The following is a 19695-nucleotide window of genomic DNA, read 5'->3' on the forward strand; positions in this document are numbered from 1 at the left end:
GCGTTGCGTGTGGTCCGACTCACGCCGTTACAGGGATATTGAGGTCGTACCACTTCGCAGCGTCGATGATGGCCTTGTCCAGATTCCCCGGGGCATAGCCGAGTTCGTTCTTGGCTTTGGTCCAGTCAGATGCCTGGGGCGACGAAAGATAGCGCGCGAGGCCGGGGTCCATGTCCGGTGCCCGATGCGTGAACCGTGCACCAAGGTTGGCAGCATGTCCGTATGCGACGAGGGCCCGCCTGGACAGTGCGATTGGTCGATGCTTCGCGCCAACGATCTCCGCCATGCGCCCGAAGACGGCTGCGTACGTGAGATTGTGCCCGCTGAGGTTGTAGCCCGCGCCGGCTGTTCCCTTGGTGGCCGCTGCAACCATGCCGGAAGCGACTGACCGCACGTCGCAGAACGACGACGCACCGGGGAAGGAGAAGGTGTGTTTGCCTTGTTGCATGTCCCGGATGATGCGTCCCAATTGCAACGTGTGATCGAACGGGCCGATCATGAATCCGGGATAGACGACCACGACATCGAGGCCCTCAGCAAGGTAGGCCCGCACGGCGTGCTCGCCCTCGACCTTGGTGTCGGCGTAGTCGTATCCGATGCCGGTGAGCGAGGAGGGTCCCGGTCCTTCGGGAAGAGCAGCCCCGCTGGGATCGAAGCCGTGGACGTCCAGCGTGCTGGTGTGAACGAAGCGCCGCACGCCGGCAGCCAGACTCGCCTTCGCGAGATTCCCCGCCATGGTGATGTTGACCTTTCGGCGCCGGGCGGCAAACTGGCTCCAGGTCGAGGTGTCCCCGGCGACGTGGAAGACCCATTCCTGTCCGGCGACTAAGCGTTCTGCCTCTCCGGCTGCGGTGAGGTCACTCAGATCGATGGTGAGGGGCAGATCCTCGATCCATCGGGTCGCCGACCCTGGCGATCCGGTCGCGGTCACGTCGTGACCAGCCTCGAGCAGTTCGCGGACAAGATTGGCGCCAACAAAACCTGTCGCACCCGTGACGAGGCATTTCATGCGCTTGCTCCGATCCGTTTGGTTGCCAGGTACTTACTTCGTCCACGCCGTCCCATCGACTCCAAAGGCCCGAGAATGCGCGGAAGGATCCAGGGAAAGCACTGCAGGAAGCGCGACAGGATGCTGTCGCTGTAGGGGAGGTAAATCTCGAGACGCTTGCTTCTGAGTACCAGGTCGAACATATTCACAACCTCGTCGATATGGCTTACCCTGCCGACGAAGTTCAGCAGGCTTCCGTCGTGGGTGGCTTCGTGGTACAGCATCGGTGTGTCGACGGCGCTGGGATAAATCCCGCTCACTGCGACCGCGGTGCCGCGCAGTTCCGCTTTGAGGGAAGCCAGGTACGCCCGCAGCCCCGCCTTCGCTGCCGCGTAGGCGGCTGATCCCGGCATGGCCAGGATGCCTCCCATCGACACGGTGGCGAGGATGTGCCCCTGATTCTTGGCCCGGAAGACTCGCGCCGTGACATTTGCCAGCGCGAGGACGCTGAGGAGCATGATCTCCAGCTGGAACTCGAGATCGGGGGTCGACGTGTCTGCGGCGTCTCCTGGGATGATTACCCCGGCGTTGAAGACGACGACGTCGAGGCGGCCGCCCCATTCGTGCTCAATTCGGTCCGAGAGTTCCGCTACCGAGCTTCGGTCGCTGAGGTCGCAGGCCACCGCGATGCTGCTCGCGCCGATTGCTGCGGTAGCTCGCTCGGCCAGCTCAAGGTTCCGTTCGACGGCGATCACTGTGAGCCCGCGCTGAGCCAGACGTGCCCCGACCCCCAGCCCGATTCCTCCGGCGGCTCCGGTGACGAGGGCGAACCTCGTGTCAGACATGCGTCACATCCTTCTCAGTCGAGCGGTGTAGCCCAGCGGCGGTGTCGGAGCCTGCACTTGCCAGGTCGTCGAAGGTGTCCTCGTCGACGTCGTTCCAGGAGAAGCGGTCCCGCAGATCCGCGAGGTAGCCCTGGTAGGCGTGGCTCTCGACGTAGTTCGCGTGCCGGGGGCTGTCGATGTAGTCGATGCCACCGCTGAGATCGGGACGGTCCTGCGCTTTGAGCCGAAGCAGTTCGTCGCGATGGATTCCTGTCTCACGGGCCCGGATGTCCATGGCGACCAGCTGCGCCATCTCGTCGAAACGCTTGTAGGCGGCATCGGCGAACTCGATGAAGCCGAGAACATACAGGCTGTCGACTTCGCGGGAGTAGACGTTCAGGTAGAGCTGGGGGTGCCCCGATTTCCAGGTGAGCAGGTCACGGTCGATGAACGGGATCTGGTACTCATAGCCCGTGGCCAACAGGATGAAGTCGATCTCCTCGGTCGACCCGTCGCTGAAAACGACGCCGTTTTTGGTGAGGTGGTCGATGTCAGGCTTGGCGATCAGGTCCCCGTGAGCGAGGTGGTGCAGCACCTGCGTGTTCATGATCGGGTGGCTGGCGAGGGCGTCGTGATCGGGCGCCGGCAGACCGAGCCGGGTGAGGTCACCGACCACCGCGTCGATCAGTTCATTGACGTTGCCCGACAGGCTCATCACGCGCGGGGGCTCGAACAGCCCGCTGAGCACAGCATCGGTGGGCAAGCCGCCGATGTGTTTGGGGACAAAGCGGTAGCCACGCCGCACCGAGAGGAATGCTTGCGAAGCCTGGGCGGCGGCGTCGCAGGCGATATCGACGCCCGAATTTCCGGCACCGATGATGAGCACCTTCTTGTCGCGAAACTCCATGCTGTCCCGGAACGTGACCGAGTGCCGGATCTCGCCGGCGAAGATGTCCTGCCCGGCGAGCTTGGGCTGGCTCGGATGCCAGGTGACACCCGGCGCGCAGATAAGACCGTCATATTCACGCGTCACTCCGGCCGATGTGGTCACTTCCCACCGGTCACCGTCGAGCCGGCGTGCATCAGTGACTTCGGTGTTGAAGGTGACGTGCTCGTAGAGTCCGTAGGTGCGGGCGAAAGTGCGGATGTAGTCGCGGATCTGACGCCAGGTCGGGTAGTCGGGATAATCCTGCGGCATCGGCAGTCCATAGAAGCCGCTGGTGTACTTCGAGCTGATGAAGTGGGCGCTTTCATACATCGGGCTCGTGGGGTTGTCCATGTCCCAGATACCACCGAAGTCGCCGTGCTTCTCGTACCAGTCGAAGGGCACACCCTCCTTGATGAGCGCCCGCGCCATGACCATCGAAGACGGCCCGCCGCCGACCAGGCAGTAACGGCGCGTGTAGACCACCGGTGCGCTTGCCGACACTACCTGGCTGTTTCGTTCTTTCATCTGCTCTGCTTCAGTTGCCATGGTCTGGACACTCTCTTATAGGTGAGTTCGCCACGCGATGACCGCTGGACGTGTTTAAAAAGATACCTGAGTCATATGACCAGTTCAAGTGTCCAGTTCATCTGATGCATGATCGTGGCATCATGGAAACATGACTGTAAGCGCGAAATCTCGCGAGCGTTCCTCTGAGGGAAGACGCACCGACCTGATCGATGCAGCGCTGCGCGTCCTGGCCCGGGACGGTGTCGCAGCGGCCACTACCCGCAAGATCGCCGACGAAGCGGGTCTTCCGCTGGGGGCGGTCCACTATTGGTTCGCCGGCAAGGACGACCTGATGGAGGCCGTAGTCATCGCTGTGCTCGACAAGCTAAGCGACGCGATGGAACAGGCCGCTGAGATGAGTAGCAGCGCCACACTCCTGGATTCCCTTCGCGCCGCGTGGCGCGTGGTGGAGAGCGACGATCCAGGAGCGCAGCTGGCGCTCTACGAGCTCACGAGCCTATCGATCAGGACTCCGGCCATGCGTGACCTGGCGCGCCGGCAGTACGCGCTGTATCGCGAGACAGCGAAGCGAAGCACCGACGCGTGGATCAAAGCCTCTGGAGTCGATCTACCCGGAGGACCAGAGATCGTCGCACAACTGTGCTCAGTCGTCTTCGACGGCATGTCAATCGCATGGCTGGCAGATCCGGACGGGTGGAAGCCCGATGACGTCTTTGTCCTCCTATCACACCTGCTTTCTACAGCCACTGCCGATCCGCCGCCCCATGCCGGGACGTAACGGTCGTTAATTGAGCGACCCGAGGCGACGGATTTCAGCCTAGGAAATGACCCGTCGCAGCACAGCTCGGGATCCGACTTACACCCTGCATAGGTGGTTCCAGCTCGTCGAGATCGACGAGGGGTCCGGCCGGGGACGACGATCGAGGACGCGTCGCGGCTGCTCGACCTTGAGCGGAGCTGGAGACCAACCAGCGGGGCTCGCCTGAGCAGGTCGACCGCATGGCCTCGGTGTCCTGACCCACCGGTCATCTCCCATGACAGCGGCTAATCAAAGTTGGGTGCACGAACGGCATTCTCTTGTGGGGGCCGCTAATACTTACGCTCTCCCGCGCCGACATGTGCACAGCAAAAGCTCCCGATAATCCGCTGCTTTTCCTGCACACATGGCGGCGGCCGGATATTCATGACGGGTTCCGGCCACCCGTGTTGCCGATGCTGGTGGAATTACTTCACGAGATCCAGCTGGAAGTAGTCGATGTTGAAGTTCTGGTACTGGTCCGCGGGCATCCGCAGGGTCAGCTCATGGACACCCTTCTCGAGGTGCCTGCTTTCGAGGTCCTGACGTTCGAGGGCGTCGTGGCTGGTGGTGTTCCCGATGCTGAACGGTCCGCTGGCTTCGCCGTCCCACTCGGTGACAATTGTGCCGGCCGGGACATACGGGGAGGATACGCGGGCCGAGACATCGTAGGTGCCGCTGCGTTTAACGTCGACCGAATACTTGACCCATTCGCCGCCCCGGATCCAGCCGAGAACGCGGGCGCCACGCTGATCGCAGACATCCAGGAAGGGCTCGTCGGGGCGGATACCACAGCGGTTGGCGTCATTGTCCTGGTAGCCGACGCCCTGTCCACCGGGTATCGGGTCTTCGGCCTGTACCCGGATGCTGCCCGGTTCACGGTCCCAAAGATCCAGCCGTCCACCGTCCCGCCAGTAGTCCATGGCCTCGACGTTGTCCGTCTGCAGTGCGGTTGCGCCGAGCTCCTCGACCAGGGTGTCCCAATTTTCATCCGCGCCGCGCAGTGAATTCTCGTCCGTGTGGCCGGCGGCCAGGCTGTCCCACAAGGTGTTGATCCAGATGCGGCTGTCCTCACGGATGGCCGCCAGCGCGCCGGGCTGCACCTGCGGGTCCTGGAGGCTGTCGAAAATGACTTCGTAGGCCACCGGCTGCCGCTCCGGGAATGCGCCGATGTGGGATGCGGTGGCGTCATCGATGATGTGCATGTACAGGATCTCTTCGTCCGTGGCCATGAAATCAGCAGCCTGCTGGACGTCCGGGCTGCCCTTGAAGATGGCGTGGTCCACGGTGTCGGTGTCCTGGAGGACCTGGTACATCTCAGTGCGGATCTCCCAGCCCTTGTCGAGGTTAACCAGGGCCTTGCCCTTGAGGGCAAGCATGGCCTCTTCAAGGGTGGGGACGGTGTGCTCGGTGACGGCAGCGGCATTTCCGCCAAGACCTTCGACGAGACGCAGGGCCTTAATCTCGGCCAGGGTCAGGTCAGTGACGCGGCCGGTGCCGTTGGTCGTGCGGTCGACGGTGGCATCATGCATGAGCACCGGGATGCCGTCGGCCGTAAGCATCACATCGATTTCGACGATGTCTGCGCCATCGGTGATGGCCTCCACGATGCCTGCAACGGAGTTCTCCGGGTAATCACGCCACTGTCCGCGGTGGGCGCCGATCATTAGCTTGGCGCTCGTGCCGTGATTGAGCAACTCGGCGTGGAGCTGTTCGAAGGATGCGTTAGAGACCGGCTGGGCCATGGCGGGCGCGGCTACACCGGGTAGCAGGGCGAGGCCTACGCAGGCGGCAAGACCGCGGTAAATGAGTTTCATGGGTTCCTTCTCGAGGGGTGGGCTCGCCGCGCAATGACCGCTGGCGTGTGTAAAAACATACCTCGGTCATATGACCAGTTCATGTGGCCAATTCATCTGATGCATGAACGAGGCATTACGGAGACATGACTGTAAACGCGAAATCTCGCGAGCGCTCCTCTGATAGAAGTCGCACTGAACTGACCGACGCAGCGCGCTGCGCCTCCTGGCCCGAGATGGTGTCGCAGCGGCCACTGCCCACAAGATCGCCGACGAAGCCAGTCTGCCGTTCGGGACTGCAGTATCGCGGCCGCATCGGGCCCTAGCTGCCGATTCGGTGGGATAGCTAACACGGAATTTCTGGTGGGACGCCATGTCTCCGACGCTGCCTGGCCGGCCGATCTGGGCGCCCACGGGCTGGTGAAGGCATCTTTCGTGCGGCTGCCCCCGACCCGTGAACTGCGGGACCTGATCCGGGACCATCCGTCTCGCCATGTTTCAGAGTGCGGCCGTGACTATCTTGCCCTCTGTTCTCACGCAGCTGGAAAAGGAGGCCCAGAAACTCCGGATCGAGGTTTTCCATCTGGAACCTGAGGCTTCATTGGAAGCCATTTAGTACCGTGGCCTAGATATCGCCGTCACTCAGGAGTACCCGGCTGATCCCTTTCCCGCGGCTCTCAGATTGAACATGAAGCACTGTTCAGAGACCCGATCCAGATCGGGGTTAATGGAAGGGAAAACGTTCAACACTTTGAGGATCTAGCGCATGATCGCTGGGTCCTGGAGCCTGCCCGGGACGCCAGCGCATAGGTGGGCGATAGCATGTGTCGCGACGCTGGCTTCGAAGAAGACGTTCGTTTTCATTCCCACGATCTGATCGCGCATCGCCGGCTTATCGAAACTGGGCAGGGCCTCAAACTCGCCCTTACGTGCTGCGTTTTTCTTGGTGCATTCTTCAGTACTTCTGAATATGGCATCCTTCCCGTGACCGATAATGCTATAGGCAGCGCACCGCAGGCTGAGCAAGGCAGGTAGAAGCGAAGGATTACAGATGACACCGGACAAATACGGAACCGTCCTGGGCGACGACGGCCTCGCCCGTCCGCCGTGGGCCGCCGCGGATCCGCTATTGCGCGAGTACTACGACTTCGAATGGGGCCTGCCCGTCCGGGACGAACAAGGCCTGTACGAGCGCATCTGCCTTGAGGGCTTCCAGGCAGGTCTCTCGTGGGCAACGATCCTCCGGAAGCGCCCCGCCTTCCGTCAGGCTTTCCTCGACTTCCAGCCGGACGCTGTTGCCGCTTTTACCGAAGCGGATGTTGAGCGCCTGCTCCAGGATCCCGGCATCGTCCGCAACCGGCTCAAGATCCGTGCCGCCATCACCAATGCCCGGGCCACCATCGCGCTGCGCGAACGGGAAGGCCTGGTTGACTTCGTCTGGCAGTTCCGTCCCCCAACCACTCCCCAGCCGGCCACCCACGCGGACATCCCCACGCAGTCACCGGAATCGGTGGCGCTGTCCAAGGCACTGCGGAAGCAGGGATTCTCGTTCGTTGGCCCCACCACCATGTTCGCGCTGATGGAAGCCATCGGCATGGTGGACACCCATTTTCTGGACAGCCACCGGCGCGGATCCTCGGGCGTCTGGACCGGCTGACCGGACGCTCCGCGGGGAACTGACCGGACGCTCCGCCGGGGCCTGTTGTCCACAGCTGTTGGGAAAGTTATCCACAATGTGTATAACTTTCCCGGCGCGGGAAGCGACTGCCGCCCGTGCAGGCCATGGCGCACGGGGCCGGATCCAAAGCGCTCGGACTGACAGTTATTAACAGTGTGGATTGGCTGTGGATAATTCACAACGACCCGACCACGACGTCCTTGGTGTCAGCGGTCCCGGCGGACCGGATGGTGGCTGGTGATGGACACCCGGTTAAAGGCGTTCAGGGTGATCGCCAGCCAGCTGACCGCAGAAAATTCATCCGCACTGAGGTGCTGACGGGCATATCCTTCCTCAAACTCGCGGGCCCGGTGGTCCGGCAGTTCGGTGATGCATTCGGCCAGGGCCAGGGCCGCCCGCTCCTTGTCCATAAACAGGGCCGTCTCGCGCCAGGCCGGCAGGACAGCTAGCCGCTGGTGGCTCTCCCCGGCCTCCACAGCGTCCCGCACATGCATGTCGAGACAAAAGGCGCAGCCGTTGATCTGGGAGATCCGCACGTTGAGCAACTCTATGGTCTTGCGGTCAATCCCGGCCGCGTCGGCGGCTTCGCGCACTTTCAGCCCCAGACCGTTGAGGGCGCGCCATACCGCGGGGTGCTGTTTGTCGAGGTAGATGTGCTGGGTTGTTGCCGTGGCGCTCAAGGCGGTCCTCCTGGCTGGAAGCTTGTTGGGTCCGATGCTGCGTAGGAACACCCTCGCACACACGCGTGTTATCCACTTACTAACACTGGACTACCCACAAGTTATCCACAGCTGTGGATAAAAATCCACAGGACGGCCCGAGCGGACCCCTCAGGTGCCCCAGTCGGGGAAACACCGAAGGTTAACTACATGTCTGTAAGTTGTTAACACTGTGAATAACCCTGTTGATACGGGCAGCCCGGATCCCCTCCTATGGGCCCCCGGCGCGGGAAATGGCCAGGATATCCACAGGTCGGGCTCAAACGGCGTGTTTTTCCACTTAACCACAGGCGCATCCCCAGGTGTTATCCACAATTGTGGACAACCGGATGATGAAATCCGGCAAAAGGGCGGACACTCGGGAGCAGGGGCACATCGAAATCCTGAACTACACCCGTGTAAGTTACCAACAGTGTGGATAACCCCTGTGGATAACTTAGGCGCCGTCGTCATGGGCCTGACGCGGACCACGGGCTGCTCGCACGCCGGGACGCACGCAGCAAGTGAACGGCAGCGCGGTGCGGAGGCCTCACGAGGCACAAAAAAGACCCCGGTGTCCGTTGGGACACCGGGGTCTAAGTGCTCTGTTGGAGCTGGGCCCAAGGACCCGGACGGTCAACCGGCCGTGACGCGGAGCCAGCTCGCCAGGGCCAGCAGGAGAACGACGGCGACCAGCCCGGCCGCGTGCAGCAGGCCCTGCCGTGGGCCCCGGGGGGTGTATGCAATCACGGCAGCGCAAAGGGCGCCTGCGACGAGCCCGCCCAGGTGCGCCTGCCAGGCGATCTGGGGGACCACAAATCCGATCACGCCGTTGATGGCGATCAGGACCCACAGTTGCCGCGTATCCCCGCCGCGGTGTCGCTGTACCAGCAGCATCGCCCCGAAGAGTCCAAAGATCGCGCCCGAGGCGCCCACCACTCCGGCAAGAGGCACGCCAGGCACGTAGCCGGGGGTCAGCAAGAGATAGCCGACAGACCCTCCGATAGCAGAGATGAGGTACAACGCCAGGAAGCGGACCCGGCCCAGGAGTGGTTCGAGTGCCTGGCCGAAGATCCACAGCATGTACATGTTCAGCACAATGTGGAGGATGAATCCCTGGGAGTGCAGGAAAGCCGCCGTCAGCATCCGCCACGGTTCGAACTCACCAAATTCCGGAGTGGCAAACACATTGGCGAACGCCAGGTTCTGGTAGATCCACTCGCCGGGGACCACCCACTGCAGAACGTACATCACCGCGCACAGGGCGATAATTCCAAACGTCACTACGGGTTTGCCGGTTGCCACGGCGCCGCCGTAGACAGTCTTGACTGCCGGCGTCGTCCGCTTGGTTTCGTTGACGCAGTCAACACACTGGAATCCGACGGCCGCCGCCCGCTGGCAGTCCGGGCACGCTGGGCGGCCGCAGCGCTGGCAGCGCACATAGGAGGGCCGGTCCGGGTGCCTGGGGCACACCGGAACCTGCGCGGACGGCTCGGCCGCCGGAATTCCGTAGCTCATGTGATGGGTTAGAGCTGCTCGATGTCGATGCTGTTGATGGTGACGTCCTCAACCGGGCGGTCGCCCATGCCGGTGCGGACGCCCTCGATGGCGTCGACGACCTTCTTGGAGTCATCGTCAGCAACCTCGCCGAAGATGCTGTGCTTGCCCTGCAGCCAGTCGGTGGGGATGGTGGTGATAAAGAACTGTGAGCCGTTGGTGCCCTTGCCCGCCTGGATGCCGGCGTTGGCCATGGCCAGCTTGTACGGGGCGTTGAAGCTGAGTTCGGGGTGGATCTCGTCGTCGAACTTGTAGCCCGGTCCGCCCACGCCGCGGCCCAGCGGATCGCCGGCCTGGATCATGAAGTCCTTGATGATGCGGTGGAAGATGGTGCCGTCGTACAGCGGCGTACCCGTCTTGTCCTCACCGGTCTCGGGGTGGGTCCAGGCCTGCTCACCGGTGGCAAGGCCAACGAAGTTCTTGACCGTCTTGGGAGCGTGGTTCCCGAAGAGGTCAACGACGATGTCGCCGAGGCTGGTGTGGATGGTTGCTTTTGCAGTTGCGATTGCAGTCATACGGCCCATTCTTTCACGGCAGGTCAACGTAGAAGGGGCTGGACCGGCAGTTCCGCGCTGGGTGAAATCAGCCGGAAATCCGCGGGAAGAATAGCCGGTGCAGGTCAAGGCACGTAGGCTAACAACAGAACCGTCACATTAATCGGGAGGTAGTTGTGAAGAAATCGGATCGTATTGCCCGTGACCTTGAACAGTCAGTCAACAGCGCGGTTGAGAACGCCAAGGACTGGGCATCCCCCCGCGTGGAAGCAGCCGTGGATTGGGCAGTTCCCCGCCTGCAGCATGGCCTGGACACCGCTTCTCCCAGGATTCAGGAAGGGCTCAAGACCGCGGCCCACAACCTTGCCGACGGCGTCGCAACAGTGACACCGCGCATCCAGGAGGGGCTCGCCCAGCTTGCCCCGAAAATCCACGACGCCGTTGAGGTCGCCACCCCGCGCCTGTACGAAGCCCTGGACAAGGCCACTCCCGTCATCCAGAACGCCAGGGACCGCGTGGTGGTGGAGTACCTGCCGCGCCTTTCGGACCAGATCGGGCACGCATCCGACGCCGTGCACCGCACCTTGGAAAGCGCGCCGTCCCACGTGGACGCCGTCGCCCAGCGGCTTGCCGATTCCGGCGTCGTGCATTCCCTCCAGGAGCAGGCACAGACGGCCGGCACTCAGCTCAAGGCCGCCGCGCACGAAGCCGGTAAGGCCGTAGGGGTCCAGATCGCCCAGCCGCAGAAGCCCAAGAAGCGCGGCTGGCTGGTGTTCGGCATCATCGCCGCAGCCGTCGCCGCCGGCGTCGCCGCCTGGAAGGCCTCCAAGCCCGTGGAAGACCCGTGGAAGACCCCCTCTCCTGTCACGCCTACTCCGGCGCCGGTGCCTGCCACCACCGTGAACGACGCCACGGACACGGCCGGGGACGCAGCCAGCAAGGCTGCAGCCGCCACCGCTTCGGCCGCTGACGCCGTGGCCGGCCAGGCAGAGGATGTTTCCGCGGACGCGGAGGACGCGGCCGAGAAGGCCAAGCACGTCGCCGACGAATCGGCAGACGCAGCAGCCAAGGCGTCCACCGATGCCAAGACCGCCATCAAGAACATTGCGGCCAACATGAACGGTTCCGCGGACAAGAACAGCAACTAGCACTTCCGGCGCTCTCGCGCCGCCCTGAAGGGGCTCCGCCTGATGCGGGGCCCCTTCAGTGTTTTCCCAGTGTTTGTCCGGGCTGGACCCAGTCGCTGGCGGGACGAACCCTGATCGGTGCTAAATTTGAACTGATGTCAGCCGATAAATCCTCTGGGGATGCCTTGAACGACGCAGCACAGCTGCCGCGCGTGTCCATTGTCATCCCGGCTTACAACGAGGAAAGTGTCATCCGGCAGTGTCTCATCGCTGCGGTGTACCAGTCGGTGCCAGCCCACGAAATCATCGTGGTGGACAACCTCTCCACTGACCGCACCGCCGCCATAGTGGCGCAGATGCAGCTGGAGTATCCGGAAAGTCCCATCATCCTGCTCAGCCAGGACCGGGACCAGGGCCTGATTCCCACCCGAAATTTTGGCCTCAACCATGCCACCGGCGACGTCCTGGGTCGCATTGACGCCGATTCCGTTGTCGAGCCGGACTGGGTGGAGCAGGTCCAGAAGGCCTTTTTTGATCCGTCAGTCCAGGCAGCCACCGGACCGGTGGTCTACTACGACATGCCGATGCGGCGGTTCGGGCTCAAGGCAGACGACAAGATGCGTCAGCTGATGCTCAAGCTCGCCAAGCACCAGTACCACTTCCTGTTCGGCTCCAACATGGCCCTGCGAACTACGGCATGGGAAACCATCCGGGACGAAACCTGCCGTGACGAGAAGGACGAGATGCACGAGGACATCGACCTCTCCCTGCACCTCGCCGACCACGAACTCAAAGTCCAGTACTGGCCCCAGATGGTGTCCGGGATGTCCGCCCGCCGGCTCGAGGATTCACCGCGGGACTACCGGTACTACGTGACCCGCTTCGACCGCACGTACAAGGCGCACAACGTCAAGAAAATGGCCCTCAAGGCACCCATGGTGGTGTTCTTCTCGGTCTATTTCCCGGCGAAGCTCCTGCGGGCCATCCACACGGTCAACACCGCCCAGCCTGTCCGCCGCGGCGGACAATAGGCCCGCTTCAGGGCCCTTGCCCGGCCTTAGTCCGTGCCGAGTTCAGCCAGACGGTCCGACGGCGGTTCATCCCCACGCGCGGCGGAACCTTCACGCCGTTTCCTGAAGCCTGACCGCTGTCCCAGAACCACGACGGCGAGGCCCACGAGGATGAGCCCCAGCCCGCCGTAGGTGCCGGCGGGCAGGGTCTCGTGCAGGAAGACCGCGGCCAGCACGGCTGCGCCGGGGATCTCCAGCAGGATGATCATCGAGACCAGCAGCGGGCTCATCGTGGCCAGCAGGTGATTGAAGGCTGTGTGGCCCACGAGTTGGGCACACACGGTGATGGCCAGGATCCCTACCCAGCCAGCGGCGTCGAACCCCACCAGCGGCTGGCCGCTGAAGAGCGCCAGCACCGCCACAAAGGCCGCGCACATCCCGTAGCAGAGCGTGGTGTACGTTCCCGTGGTCATGGTCTGGCGGGCCTTGCCACCGGCGAGAGTGTAGAGGCCGGCCAGAGCCCCGCCGGCGACGGCCAGCAGGTCGCCCACGAGCGCCTCCGGCGAGGATCCCATGTCGAACCCGGTGATGGTGACAACACCACCAAAGGCGATCCCCAGCCCTGCCAGCACCTGCCAGCGGTGCCTGGTGCCCCGGAAGAGCTGGAAGACGGCGATCCAGGCCGACTGCAGGCAGACGAGGGCGGTGGCGGCAGCCACGGACGTCAGCTGGAGGGACGTGATGAAGCAGGCAAAGTGCAGGGCCAGGGCGACGGCGGCGAGCAGTGACCAGCGGAACTCGGCGCCGGTGATCCGGCCGAACTGCCGGGGTTCGCGGACCACGGTGGGAGTGGCCATGACGGCGGCCCCTATGGCGTTGCGCCAGAAGGCGATGGCGAGGGCACTTACGGTGGTGGCACCGAGGGTCGCGGCGATCAACGGCCCCGACGACGCCACGCCCAGGACGCCCACGGCCGCAAGAAGAAAGTTCACCGTTCAACCCAACTGTTCTGCTTTTAACGAAAAAGTCCCGGACAGCGTTGCGGCTGTCCGGGACTTCCCTATGGTGGAGGCACGGGGACTCGAACCCCGAACCCCCTGCTTGCAAAGCAGGTGCGCTACCAATTGCGCCATGCCCCCATAAGAAGCAACCCGTCAATCATACCCTAGAACCGTGGAGCCTTTTGCAAGCTCCCGGTCCGGGAATCCGGCCTATTCGACCTTGTCGGTCGACTGGCTCCAGACTGTTTTCCGGGCCTCGGATTCCTGTGCTTTCCTGTAGAGCAGGACGCCTGCGATCGCAGCTGCAAGTACCAGCAACTTCTTCACATGCTCCCCGTTCCGATCCTGCCTGCCGTGAAGCAAACCGAACCTTCCTTCGAACCTGCACAGGTTCCGTGGGCGTACCAGGACTTGAACCTGGGACCTCTTCGTTATCAGCGAAGCGCTCTAACCGCCTGAGCTATACGCCCCGATGCCTCATCGGGCCGAGACATGACTTTACAGCACATCCCGGCCCGATCTCAAATCGAGGCATTTCGCCGGAGAATTTCCGGTGAAATTAAGGGTTTTCAGTCGTCCGTGAGGGTGACGCCGATGCCGCCAACAAGCGTTGCGGAGATGTTGTAAAGCACCGCTGACAGCATGGACAGCGCCGTCAGCAGGACAACGTTCACCACGGCGATAATCGTGGCAAAGGAAGCCACCTGGCCCAGGGATGCGACCTTCTTCAGTTCGAACCCGCCGCCTTCGGAGCCTGCCAGGGTGCCAAGGAGGCTGTCCACCTGGTCGAAGATTCCGGTGAGGTCCAGGACAGTCCAGAGGACGATGGCGGCCACGACGGTGACGATTCCCAGCGCCACCGACAGGAGGAATGCCATCTTCAGGACCGACCAGGGGTCCACCTTGCTGACCAGCAGCCGTGCACGCCTGACCTTGGCCTTGGGCGCGGGCTTGACCAGGCCGGGCTGGGCCTGCGGAGACCGGCCCTGCACTGGGCGCTGGTTGGACTGGGCTGCCGGAAGCCTGCCCTCCCCGGCACGCTGGCCGGCCTGGCCTGCCGGAACCCGATCCTGCGCAGGGCGCTGGCCGGGAACGGCCGGCCGCTGCCCCGGCGCGCCCGTAGGGGCCGGTGGGCGCTGCTGCGGACGGACGGGAGCGTTCACCCGGGGTGCGGCCGCGGGCGGCGGCGTTCCGCCGGGGACATTGCTGCTCGGCTTGGGATATGAGTCGGGATTACTCACTCGTTACCTCCGGTGTAGTCTTCGTTCGGCTCAGCGTCGCCGGAGGCGTCCTCTGACTCAACAGCCGGTGATGTTTCTGCCGTTGTTGCTGACCCTGCGGATCCCTCGGGGGACCCGGCCTCTTCAGCCAACGTTACGTCATCGTCCACGGATTCTTCGCCCTCGAGGCCGCGTTCGCTGTTCCTGGCCACTTCAATGATGCGGTCGTTCTTGTCCGGCTTCGCGAAGATAACACCCATGGTGTCGCGGCCCTTGGCCGGTACGCCGGCCACGGATGAACGGACAACCTTGCCGCCTTCCATGACCACCAGGACCTCGTCCTCTTCCTGGACAATCAGGGCGCCCACGAGGTGACCCCGTTCTTCCTGGTACTTGCCCACCTTGATGCCCAGGCCGCCGCGGCCCTGCAGGCGGTATTCCTCCACCGCGGTGCGCTTGGCGTATCCGCCCTCGGTGACCACAAAGACGAACGAACCGTCCGTTACGACGTCGGCCGCCAGCAGTTCATCGTCCTCGCGGAACTTCATGCCCGTAACACCTGACGTGGCCCGGCCCATGGGACGCAGGGCATCGTCGGTGGCGGTGAAGCGGATGGACTGGCCCATGCGGGACACCAGCATGAGGTCATCCGTTTCGGAGACCAGCTGGGCGGAAACCAGCTCGTCCTCGTCACGCAGGTTGATCGCGATGACGCCGGCGGAACGGTTGGTGTCGTAGTCCTCCAGCCGGGTCTTCTTGACCAGGCCCCGCTTGGTGGCCAGCACCAGGTAAGGGGCCTGCTGGTAGTCCCTGATGTCCAGGACCTGGGCGATGTGCTCGTCCGGCTGGAAGGCCATCAGGTTGGCAACGTGCTGGCCCTTGGCATCACGGCCGGCCTCCACCAGTTCGTACGCCTTCGCCCGGTATACCCGGCCGAGGTTGGTGAAGAAAAGCAGCCAGTGGTGGGTGGTGGTCACGAAGAAGTGCTCCACCACGTCGTCGCCGCGGAGCTGGGCGCCCTTGATGCCCTTGCCGCCGCGCTGCTGCGACCGGTAGTTGTCGCTGCGCGTGCGCTTGACGTAGCCGCCGCGGGTAATGGTGACAACCATTTCCTCTTCGGGGATCAGGTCCTCCATGGACATGTCGCCGTCGAAGCCCATCAGGATCTTGGTGCGGCGGTCATCCCCATGCTTGGCCACAATCTCGCCCAGCTCGGTGCTGATGATTTCGCGCTGGCGTTCCTCAGAGGCAAGGATCGAGTTGTACTCGGCGATCAGGGCCTCGAGTTCGGAATGGCGGTCCTGGATCTTCTGGCGTTCCAGGGCTGCCAGGCGGCGCAGCTGCATGTCCAGGATGGCCCGGGCCTGCAGCTCGTCGATCTCCAGCAGCTGCATCAGTCCGTCGCGTGCGGCTTCGGTGGTGTTGGACGCACGGATGAGCGCGATGACTTCGTCCAGCGCGTCCAGTGCTTTCAGGAGGGCACGCAGGATGTGCGCCTCTTCCTCGGCCTTGCGCAGACGGTAGCGGGTACGGCGCGCAATGACGTCCAGCTGGTGCGTTACCCAGTGGCGGATGAAGGCGTCCAGGCTCAGCGTGCGCGGAACCCCGTCCACGATGGCCAGCATGTTGGCGGAGAAGTTGCTCTGCAGGTCGGTGTGCTTGTAGAGGTTGTTCAGCACCACCTTGGCCACGGCGTCGCGCTTGAGCACAATGACCAGCCGCTGGCCGGTGCGGCCGGAGGTCTCGTCGCGGAGGTCCGCAATGCCGGAGATCTTCCCGTCCTTGACCAGTTCGGCGATCTTGATGGCCAGGTTGTCCGGGTTGGCCTGGTAGGGCAGTTCGGTGACAACCAGGCACGTGCGGCCCTGGAGTTCCTCGACGTTGACCACGGCGCGCATGGTGACGGAGCCGCGGCCCGTCCGGTACGCGTCCTCAATGCCCCTGTGGCCAAGAATCGTTGCCCCGGTGGGGAAATCGGGTCCCTTGATACGGAGCAGCAGCTCTTCGAGCAGTTCCTCGCGGCTGGCCGTCGGATTGGCCAGGTACCACTGGACGCCGTCAGCTACTTCGCGGAGGTTGTGCGGCGGAATGTTGGTGGCCATGCCCACGGCAATGCCCGAGGAACCGTTGACCAGCAGGTTGGGGAAACGCGCCGGCAGGATGGTGGGTTCCTGGTTCTTGCCGTCGTAGTTGTCCTGGAAGTCGACGGTTTCCTCGTCGATGTCCCGGACCATCTCCATGGCCAGCTGGGACATTTTCGTTTCGGTGTACCGCGGGGCGGCGGCACCGTCATTGCCCGGCGAACCGAAGTTGCCCTGGCCCAGGGCCAGCGGGTAGCGCATGGTCCAATCCTGGATCAGGCGGACCAGCGCATCGTAGATCGCGGTGTCGCCGTGGGGGTGGTACTGGCCCATGACCTCGCCCACCACACGGGCGCACTTGTTGAAGGACCGTTCCGGCCGGTAACCGCCGTCGAACATCGCGTACAGCACGCGGCGGTGTACGGGCTTGAGGCCATCGCGCACGTCGGGAAGGGCACGGCCCACAATAACGGCCATGGCGTAGTCCAGGTACGAGCGCTGCATTTCCGTCTGCAGGTCCACCTGCTCCACACGGTCAACCAGCACGTCGCCTTCAAGAACGGCTTCCGGAAGATCGGCGGATTCCGCCGGGTTCTCGGGTGTCTCGTCACTCATCGTTTTATATTTTCCGTTTCAGGTATATGTCGGACTTGGAATATCTACTCGGTGAACCGGTCAGATATCCAGGAACCTGACGTCCTTGGCGTTCTGCTGGATGAAGTTTCGGCGGGACTCCACGTCTTCGCCCATCAGTGTGGAGAAGGTCTGGTCCGCTGCCAGGGCATCGTCCATGGTGACCTGCAGGAGGGTCCGGTGGTCCGGGTCCATGGTGGTGTCCCACAGCTCGGTGTAGTCCATCTCGCCCAGGCCCTTGTAGCGCTGGATGCCGTTGTCCTTCGGGATACGGCGGCCGGCGGCCTGCCCGGACAGGAGCTTGGCATCGCGCTGCTTGTCGCTGAAGACGTAGTCGTGCGGCGCGTTGGACCACTTGATCCGGTACAGCGGGGGTTGCGCCAGGTACACGTAGCCGTTTTCGATCAGCGGGCGCATGTAGCGGAACAGCAGCGTCATGAGCAGCGTGGTGATGTGCTGGCCGTCAACGTCAGCGTCGGCCATCAGCACGATCTTGTGGTACCGGAGCTTGCTGAGGTCGAAGTCCTCGCCGATGCCGGTGCCGAACGCGGTGATCATGGACTGGACCTCGGTGTTGCCCAGGGCCTTGTCCAGCCGGGCCCGTTCCACGTTCAGGATCTTGCCGCGCAGCGGCAGGATGGCCTGCGTTTCAGGGTTGCGGCCGCGCTTGGCGGAACCGCCGGCGGAGTCGCCCTCCACGATGTACACCTCGCAGCGGGCGGGATCCTTCGAAGAACAGTCGGACAGCTTGCCGGGCATCCCGAAGGATTCCAGCGGGCTCTTGCGGCGCGCATTGTCACGGGCCTTCCGGGCGGCCATCCGGGCCTGGGCCGCGGAAATAGCCTTGCGGATGACATCGCGGGCGGGGCCGGGGTTGCGTTCCAGCCAGTCGCCCAGCCCGTCGGTGACAACGCGCTGGACGAAGCCCTTGACCTCGGAGTTGCCGAGCTTGGTCTTGGTCTGGCCCTCGAACTGCGGCTCGGCCAGCTTCACCGAGATGACCGCCGTGAGGCCTTCACGGATATCGTCACCGGTGAGGTTGTCGTCCTTTTCCTTGATGATGCTCTTCTCCCGCGCGTAGCGGTTGATGAGGGAGGTCATCGCGGCGCGGAAACCCTCTTCGTGGGTGCCGCCCTCGTGGGTGTTGATGGTGTTGGCGTAGGTGTGGACGCTCTCGGAATACGCGTTGGTCCACTGCATCGCCATCTCCAGCGCGATGTGCCGTTCCGTGTCCTCGGTTTCGAAGGAAATGACGTCCTCGTGGACAACATCAACTTTCTTGCCCGAGTTCAGGTGCTTCACATAGTCCAGCAGGCCGTCGTCGTACTGGTACACCACGGTGCGGTGCTCAGCGGTGACTTCACCTTCGGTGACCACCACGTCAAGGTTAAGGTCCTCATTGGCGTCCGCGTTCGACGCTGCCGTGCGCTCGTCCGTGAGCGTGATCCGCAGGCCCTTGTTCAGGAAGGCCATCTGCTGGAAGCGGGCGCGGAGCGTCTCGAAATCAAACTCCGTGGATTCGAAGATTCCCGCGTCCGGGTAGAAGGTCTGGGTGGTGCCGGTGGTGGCGCTCTCTTCGCCCTTGACCAGCCCACCCTGGGGCTTGCCGCCGTCGGCGAAGGACATCCGCCAGACGTTGCCCTGCCGCCGGACTTCAGTGTCCACCCTGCTGGAGAGCGCGTTCACCACGGAGATACCCACACCGTGGAGGCCGCCAGAGACGGCATAACCGCCGCCGCCGAACTTGCCGCCGGCGTGCAGGATGGTCATAACCACTTCCACGGTGGGCTTGTGCTCGGTGGGATGCATGTCCACGGGGATGCCGCGGCCATCATCTACAACTTTGACGCCGCCGTCGGCCTGCAGGACTATTTCGATGTGCGTGCAGTACCCGGCCAGCGCCTCATCAACAGAGTTGTCCACCACTTCATAGACCAGGTGGTGCAGGCCGCGCGGCCCGGTGGAGCCGATATACATGCCCGGGCGCTTCCGGACGGCTTCGAGGCCCTCAAGTACGGTGATGTCGCTTGCGCCGTATTCCCGGGGTGTCACGGCCTCCGCCGGCGTATCGGGGGTAGGGACGTCCTCCGTTGCGCGTTCCACTGCCTGGGTATCTGTATTGTCGTTAGCCACAGGTGCTGTCGACTCCTCTTTTTCGATGATGGCCGGCGGCGGCCTTCCAGGGGAAAGCATCCGCCAACAGGCACAAGCTGATGGCGCTGACGGATACGTCGACGTGCAGGACCGAAGTCCGCCTGCGGAGAGCGTGCGGAAAACGGACTCAGTCAACGTTTCACCGGCGCCCAGTTATCTGCTGTGATTCTATCGTGAAATGG

General features: G+C 63.4%; 16 protein-coding genes and 2 tRNA genes. 4 read left to right on the forward strand and 14 right to left on the reverse strand.

The features are described from left to right. Positions 1 to 19: 19 nt before the first annotated feature. Genes ACX80V_RS04495 through ACX80V_RS04505 form a run of 3 tightly spaced genes read right to left on the reverse strand, consistent with a single transcriptional unit; the run spans position 20 to position 3286 of the window. On the reverse strand, positions 20 to 1009 hold the full coding sequence (locus ACX80V_RS04495) for an NAD-dependent epimerase/dehydratase family protein (protein WP_485842147.1): 990 nt from the start codon (positions 1007 to 1009) through the stop codon (positions 20 to 22). Next, positions 1006 to 1833, reverse strand: coding sequence for an SDR family NAD(P)-dependent oxidoreductase (locus tag ACX80V_RS04500; RefSeq protein WP_485842148.1), 828 nt, complete (start codon positions 1831 to 1833; stop codon positions 1006 to 1008). Before ACX80V_RS04500 ends, ACX80V_RS04495 begins: the two co-directional genes overlap by 4 nt. Further along, entirely contained in the window at positions 1826 to 3286 is a 1461-nt protein-coding gene (locus tag ACX80V_RS04505) for a flavin-containing monooxygenase (RefSeq protein WP_485842149.1), read from the reverse strand. Before ACX80V_RS04505 ends, ACX80V_RS04500 begins: the two co-directional genes overlap by 8 nt. Before the next feature lie 130 nt (positions 3287 to 3416). On the opposite strand from ACX80V_RS04505, the gene ACX80V_RS04510 reads away from it, so the two are divergent. Next, positions 3417 to 4046 carry a TetR/AcrR family transcriptional regulator gene (locus ACX80V_RS04510; RefSeq protein WP_485842150.1) on the forward strand — a complete coding sequence of 210 codons (630 nt, stop codon included), beginning with the start codon at positions 3417 to 3419 and terminating at the stop codon, positions 4044 to 4046. A 446-nt stretch (positions 4047 to 4492) separates the two neighbouring features. Here ACX80V_RS04510 and ACX80V_RS04515 read toward each other — a convergent pair whose 3' ends face one another. Then, positions 4493 to 5881 (reverse strand): glycerophosphodiester phosphodiesterase family protein, encoded by a 1389-nt coding sequence (locus ACX80V_RS04515; protein ID WP_485842151.1) that lies wholly within the window; start codon positions 5879 to 5881, stop codon positions 4493 to 4495. Positions 5882 to 6911: 1030 nt separating this feature from the next. Between ACX80V_RS04515 and ACX80V_RS04520 the strand changes: the two genes are divergently transcribed. Beyond that, positions 6912 to 7517 carry a DNA-3-methyladenine glycosylase I gene (locus ACX80V_RS04520; RefSeq protein WP_485842152.1) on the forward strand — a complete coding sequence of 202 codons (606 nt, stop codon included), beginning with the start codon at positions 6912 to 6914 and terminating at the stop codon, positions 7515 to 7517. Positions 7518 to 7744: 227 nt separating this feature from the next. Here ACX80V_RS04520 and ACX80V_RS04525 read toward each other — a convergent pair whose 3' ends face one another. The 3 genes from ACX80V_RS04525 to ACX80V_RS04535 form a co-directional block, all read right to left on the reverse strand. Then, on the reverse strand, positions 7745 to 8218 hold the full coding sequence (locus tag ACX80V_RS04525) for a carboxymuconolactone decarboxylase family protein (RefSeq protein ID WP_485842153.1): 474 nt from the start codon (positions 8216 to 8218) through the stop codon (positions 7745 to 7747). A gap of 654 nt (positions 8219 to 8872) precedes the next feature. After that, a complete protein-coding gene (locus ACX80V_RS04530) occupies positions 8873 to 9754 on the reverse strand; it encodes a rhomboid family intramembrane serine protease (RefSeq protein WP_485842154.1) in 882 nt (293 codons plus the stop codon). Between the two features lie 8 nt (positions 9755 to 9762). Beyond that, positions 9763 to 10308 carry a peptidylprolyl isomerase gene (locus ACX80V_RS04535; protein ID WP_485842155.1) on the reverse strand — a complete coding sequence of 182 codons (546 nt, stop codon included), beginning with the start codon at positions 10306 to 10308 and terminating at the stop codon, positions 9763 to 9765. Positions 10309 to 10463: 155 nt separating this feature from the next. Between ACX80V_RS04535 and ACX80V_RS04540 the strand changes: the two genes are divergently transcribed. After that, a complete protein-coding gene (locus tag ACX80V_RS04540; RefSeq protein WP_485842156.1) occupies positions 10464 to 11435 on the forward strand; it encodes a hypothetical protein in 972 nt (323 codons plus the stop codon). 134 nt (positions 11436 to 11569) lie between these two features. Further along, positions 11570 to 12445, forward strand: a complete 876-nt coding sequence (locus tag ACX80V_RS04545) for a glycosyltransferase family 2 protein (RefSeq protein ID WP_485842157.1) — start codon at positions 11570 to 11572, stop codon at positions 12443 to 12445. A gap of 26 nt (positions 12446 to 12471) precedes the next feature. On the opposite strand, the gene ACX80V_RS04550 is transcribed toward ACX80V_RS04545, so the two are convergent. From ACX80V_RS04550 to gyrB, 7 genes are all read right to left on the reverse strand, one after another. After that, positions 12472 to 13416, reverse strand: a complete 945-nt coding sequence (locus ACX80V_RS04550; RefSeq protein ID WP_485842158.1) for a DMT family transporter — start codon at positions 13414 to 13416, stop codon at positions 12472 to 12474. A 71-nt stretch (positions 13417 to 13487) separates the two neighbouring features. Continuing rightward, a tRNA-Ala gene (locus tag ACX80V_RS04555) sits at positions 13488 to 13563 on the reverse strand. A 72-nt stretch (positions 13564 to 13635) separates the two neighbouring features. Further along, on the reverse strand, positions 13636 to 13752 hold the full coding sequence (locus tag ACX80V_RS04560; protein WP_210412373.1) for a DLW-39 family protein: 117 nt from the start codon (positions 13750 to 13752) through the stop codon (positions 13636 to 13638). Positions 13753 to 13821: 69 nt separating this feature from the next. Next, positions 13822 to 13895: transfer RNA gene (locus ACX80V_RS04565), tRNA-Ile, on the reverse strand. A 99-nt stretch (positions 13896 to 13994) separates the two neighbouring features. Next, on the reverse strand, positions 13995 to 14666 hold the full coding sequence (locus ACX80V_RS04570; RefSeq protein ID WP_485842159.1) for a DUF3566 domain-containing protein: 672 nt from the start codon (positions 14664 to 14666) through the stop codon (positions 13995 to 13997). Further along, a complete protein-coding gene (gene gyrA / locus ACX80V_RS04575) occupies positions 14663 to 17341 on the reverse strand; it encodes a DNA gyrase subunit A (RefSeq protein WP_485842160.1) in 2679 nt (892 codons plus the stop codon). Before gyrA ends, ACX80V_RS04570 begins: the two co-directional genes overlap by 4 nt. A gap of 60 nt (positions 17342 to 17401) precedes the next feature. Then, positions 17402 to 19492, reverse strand: coding sequence for a DNA topoisomerase (ATP-hydrolyzing) subunit B (gene gyrB, locus ACX80V_RS04580; RefSeq protein ID WP_252600903.1), 2091 nt, complete (start codon positions 19490 to 19492; stop codon positions 17402 to 17404). Positions 19493 to 19695: the final 203 nt, after the last annotated feature.

It is taken from the genome of Pseudarthrobacter arbutini (genome assembly GCF_054510915.1).

Excerpts from the sequence above, each read along its gene's own strand:
- ACX80V_RS04515 (WP_485842151.1), bottom strand. The coding sequence starts at position 5,881 with ATGAAACTCATTTACCGCGGTCTTGCCGCCTGCGTAGGCCTCGCCCTG.
- ACX80V_RS04545 (WP_485842157.1), top strand. The coding sequence starts at position 11,570 with ATGTCAGCCGATAAATCCTCTGGGGATGCCTTGAACGACGCAGCACAG.
- ACX80V_RS04530 (WP_485842154.1), bottom strand. The coding sequence starts at position 9,754 with ATGAGCTACGGAATTCCGGCGGCCGAGCCGTCCGCGCAGGTTCCGGTG.
- ACX80V_RS04510 (WP_485842150.1), top strand. The coding sequence starts at position 3,417 with ATGACTGTAAGCGCGAAATCTCGCGAGCGTTCCTCTGAGGGAAGACGC.
- ACX80V_RS04495 (WP_485842147.1), bottom strand. The coding sequence starts at position 1,009 with ATGAAATGCCTCGTCACGGGTGCGACAGGTTTTGTTGGCGCCAATCTT.
- ACX80V_RS04500 (WP_485842148.1), bottom strand. The coding sequence starts at position 1,833 with ATGTCTGACACGAGGTTCGCCCTCGTCACCGGAGCCGCCGGAGGAATC.
- gyrA (WP_485842160.1), bottom strand. The coding sequence starts at position 17,341 with ATGAGTGACGAGACACCCGAGAACCCGGCGGAATCCGCCGATCTTCCG.
- ACX80V_RS04520 (WP_485842152.1), top strand. The coding sequence starts at position 6,912 with ATGACACCGGACAAATACGGAACCGTCCTGGGCGACGACGGCCTCGCC.
- ACX80V_RS04505 (WP_485842149.1), bottom strand. The coding sequence starts at position 3,286 with ATGGCAACTGAAGCAGAGCAGATGAAAGAACGAAACAGCCAGGTAGTG.
- ACX80V_RS04535 (WP_485842155.1), bottom strand. The coding sequence starts at position 10,308 with ATGACTGCAATCGCAACTGCAAAAGCAACCATCCACACCAGCCTCGGC.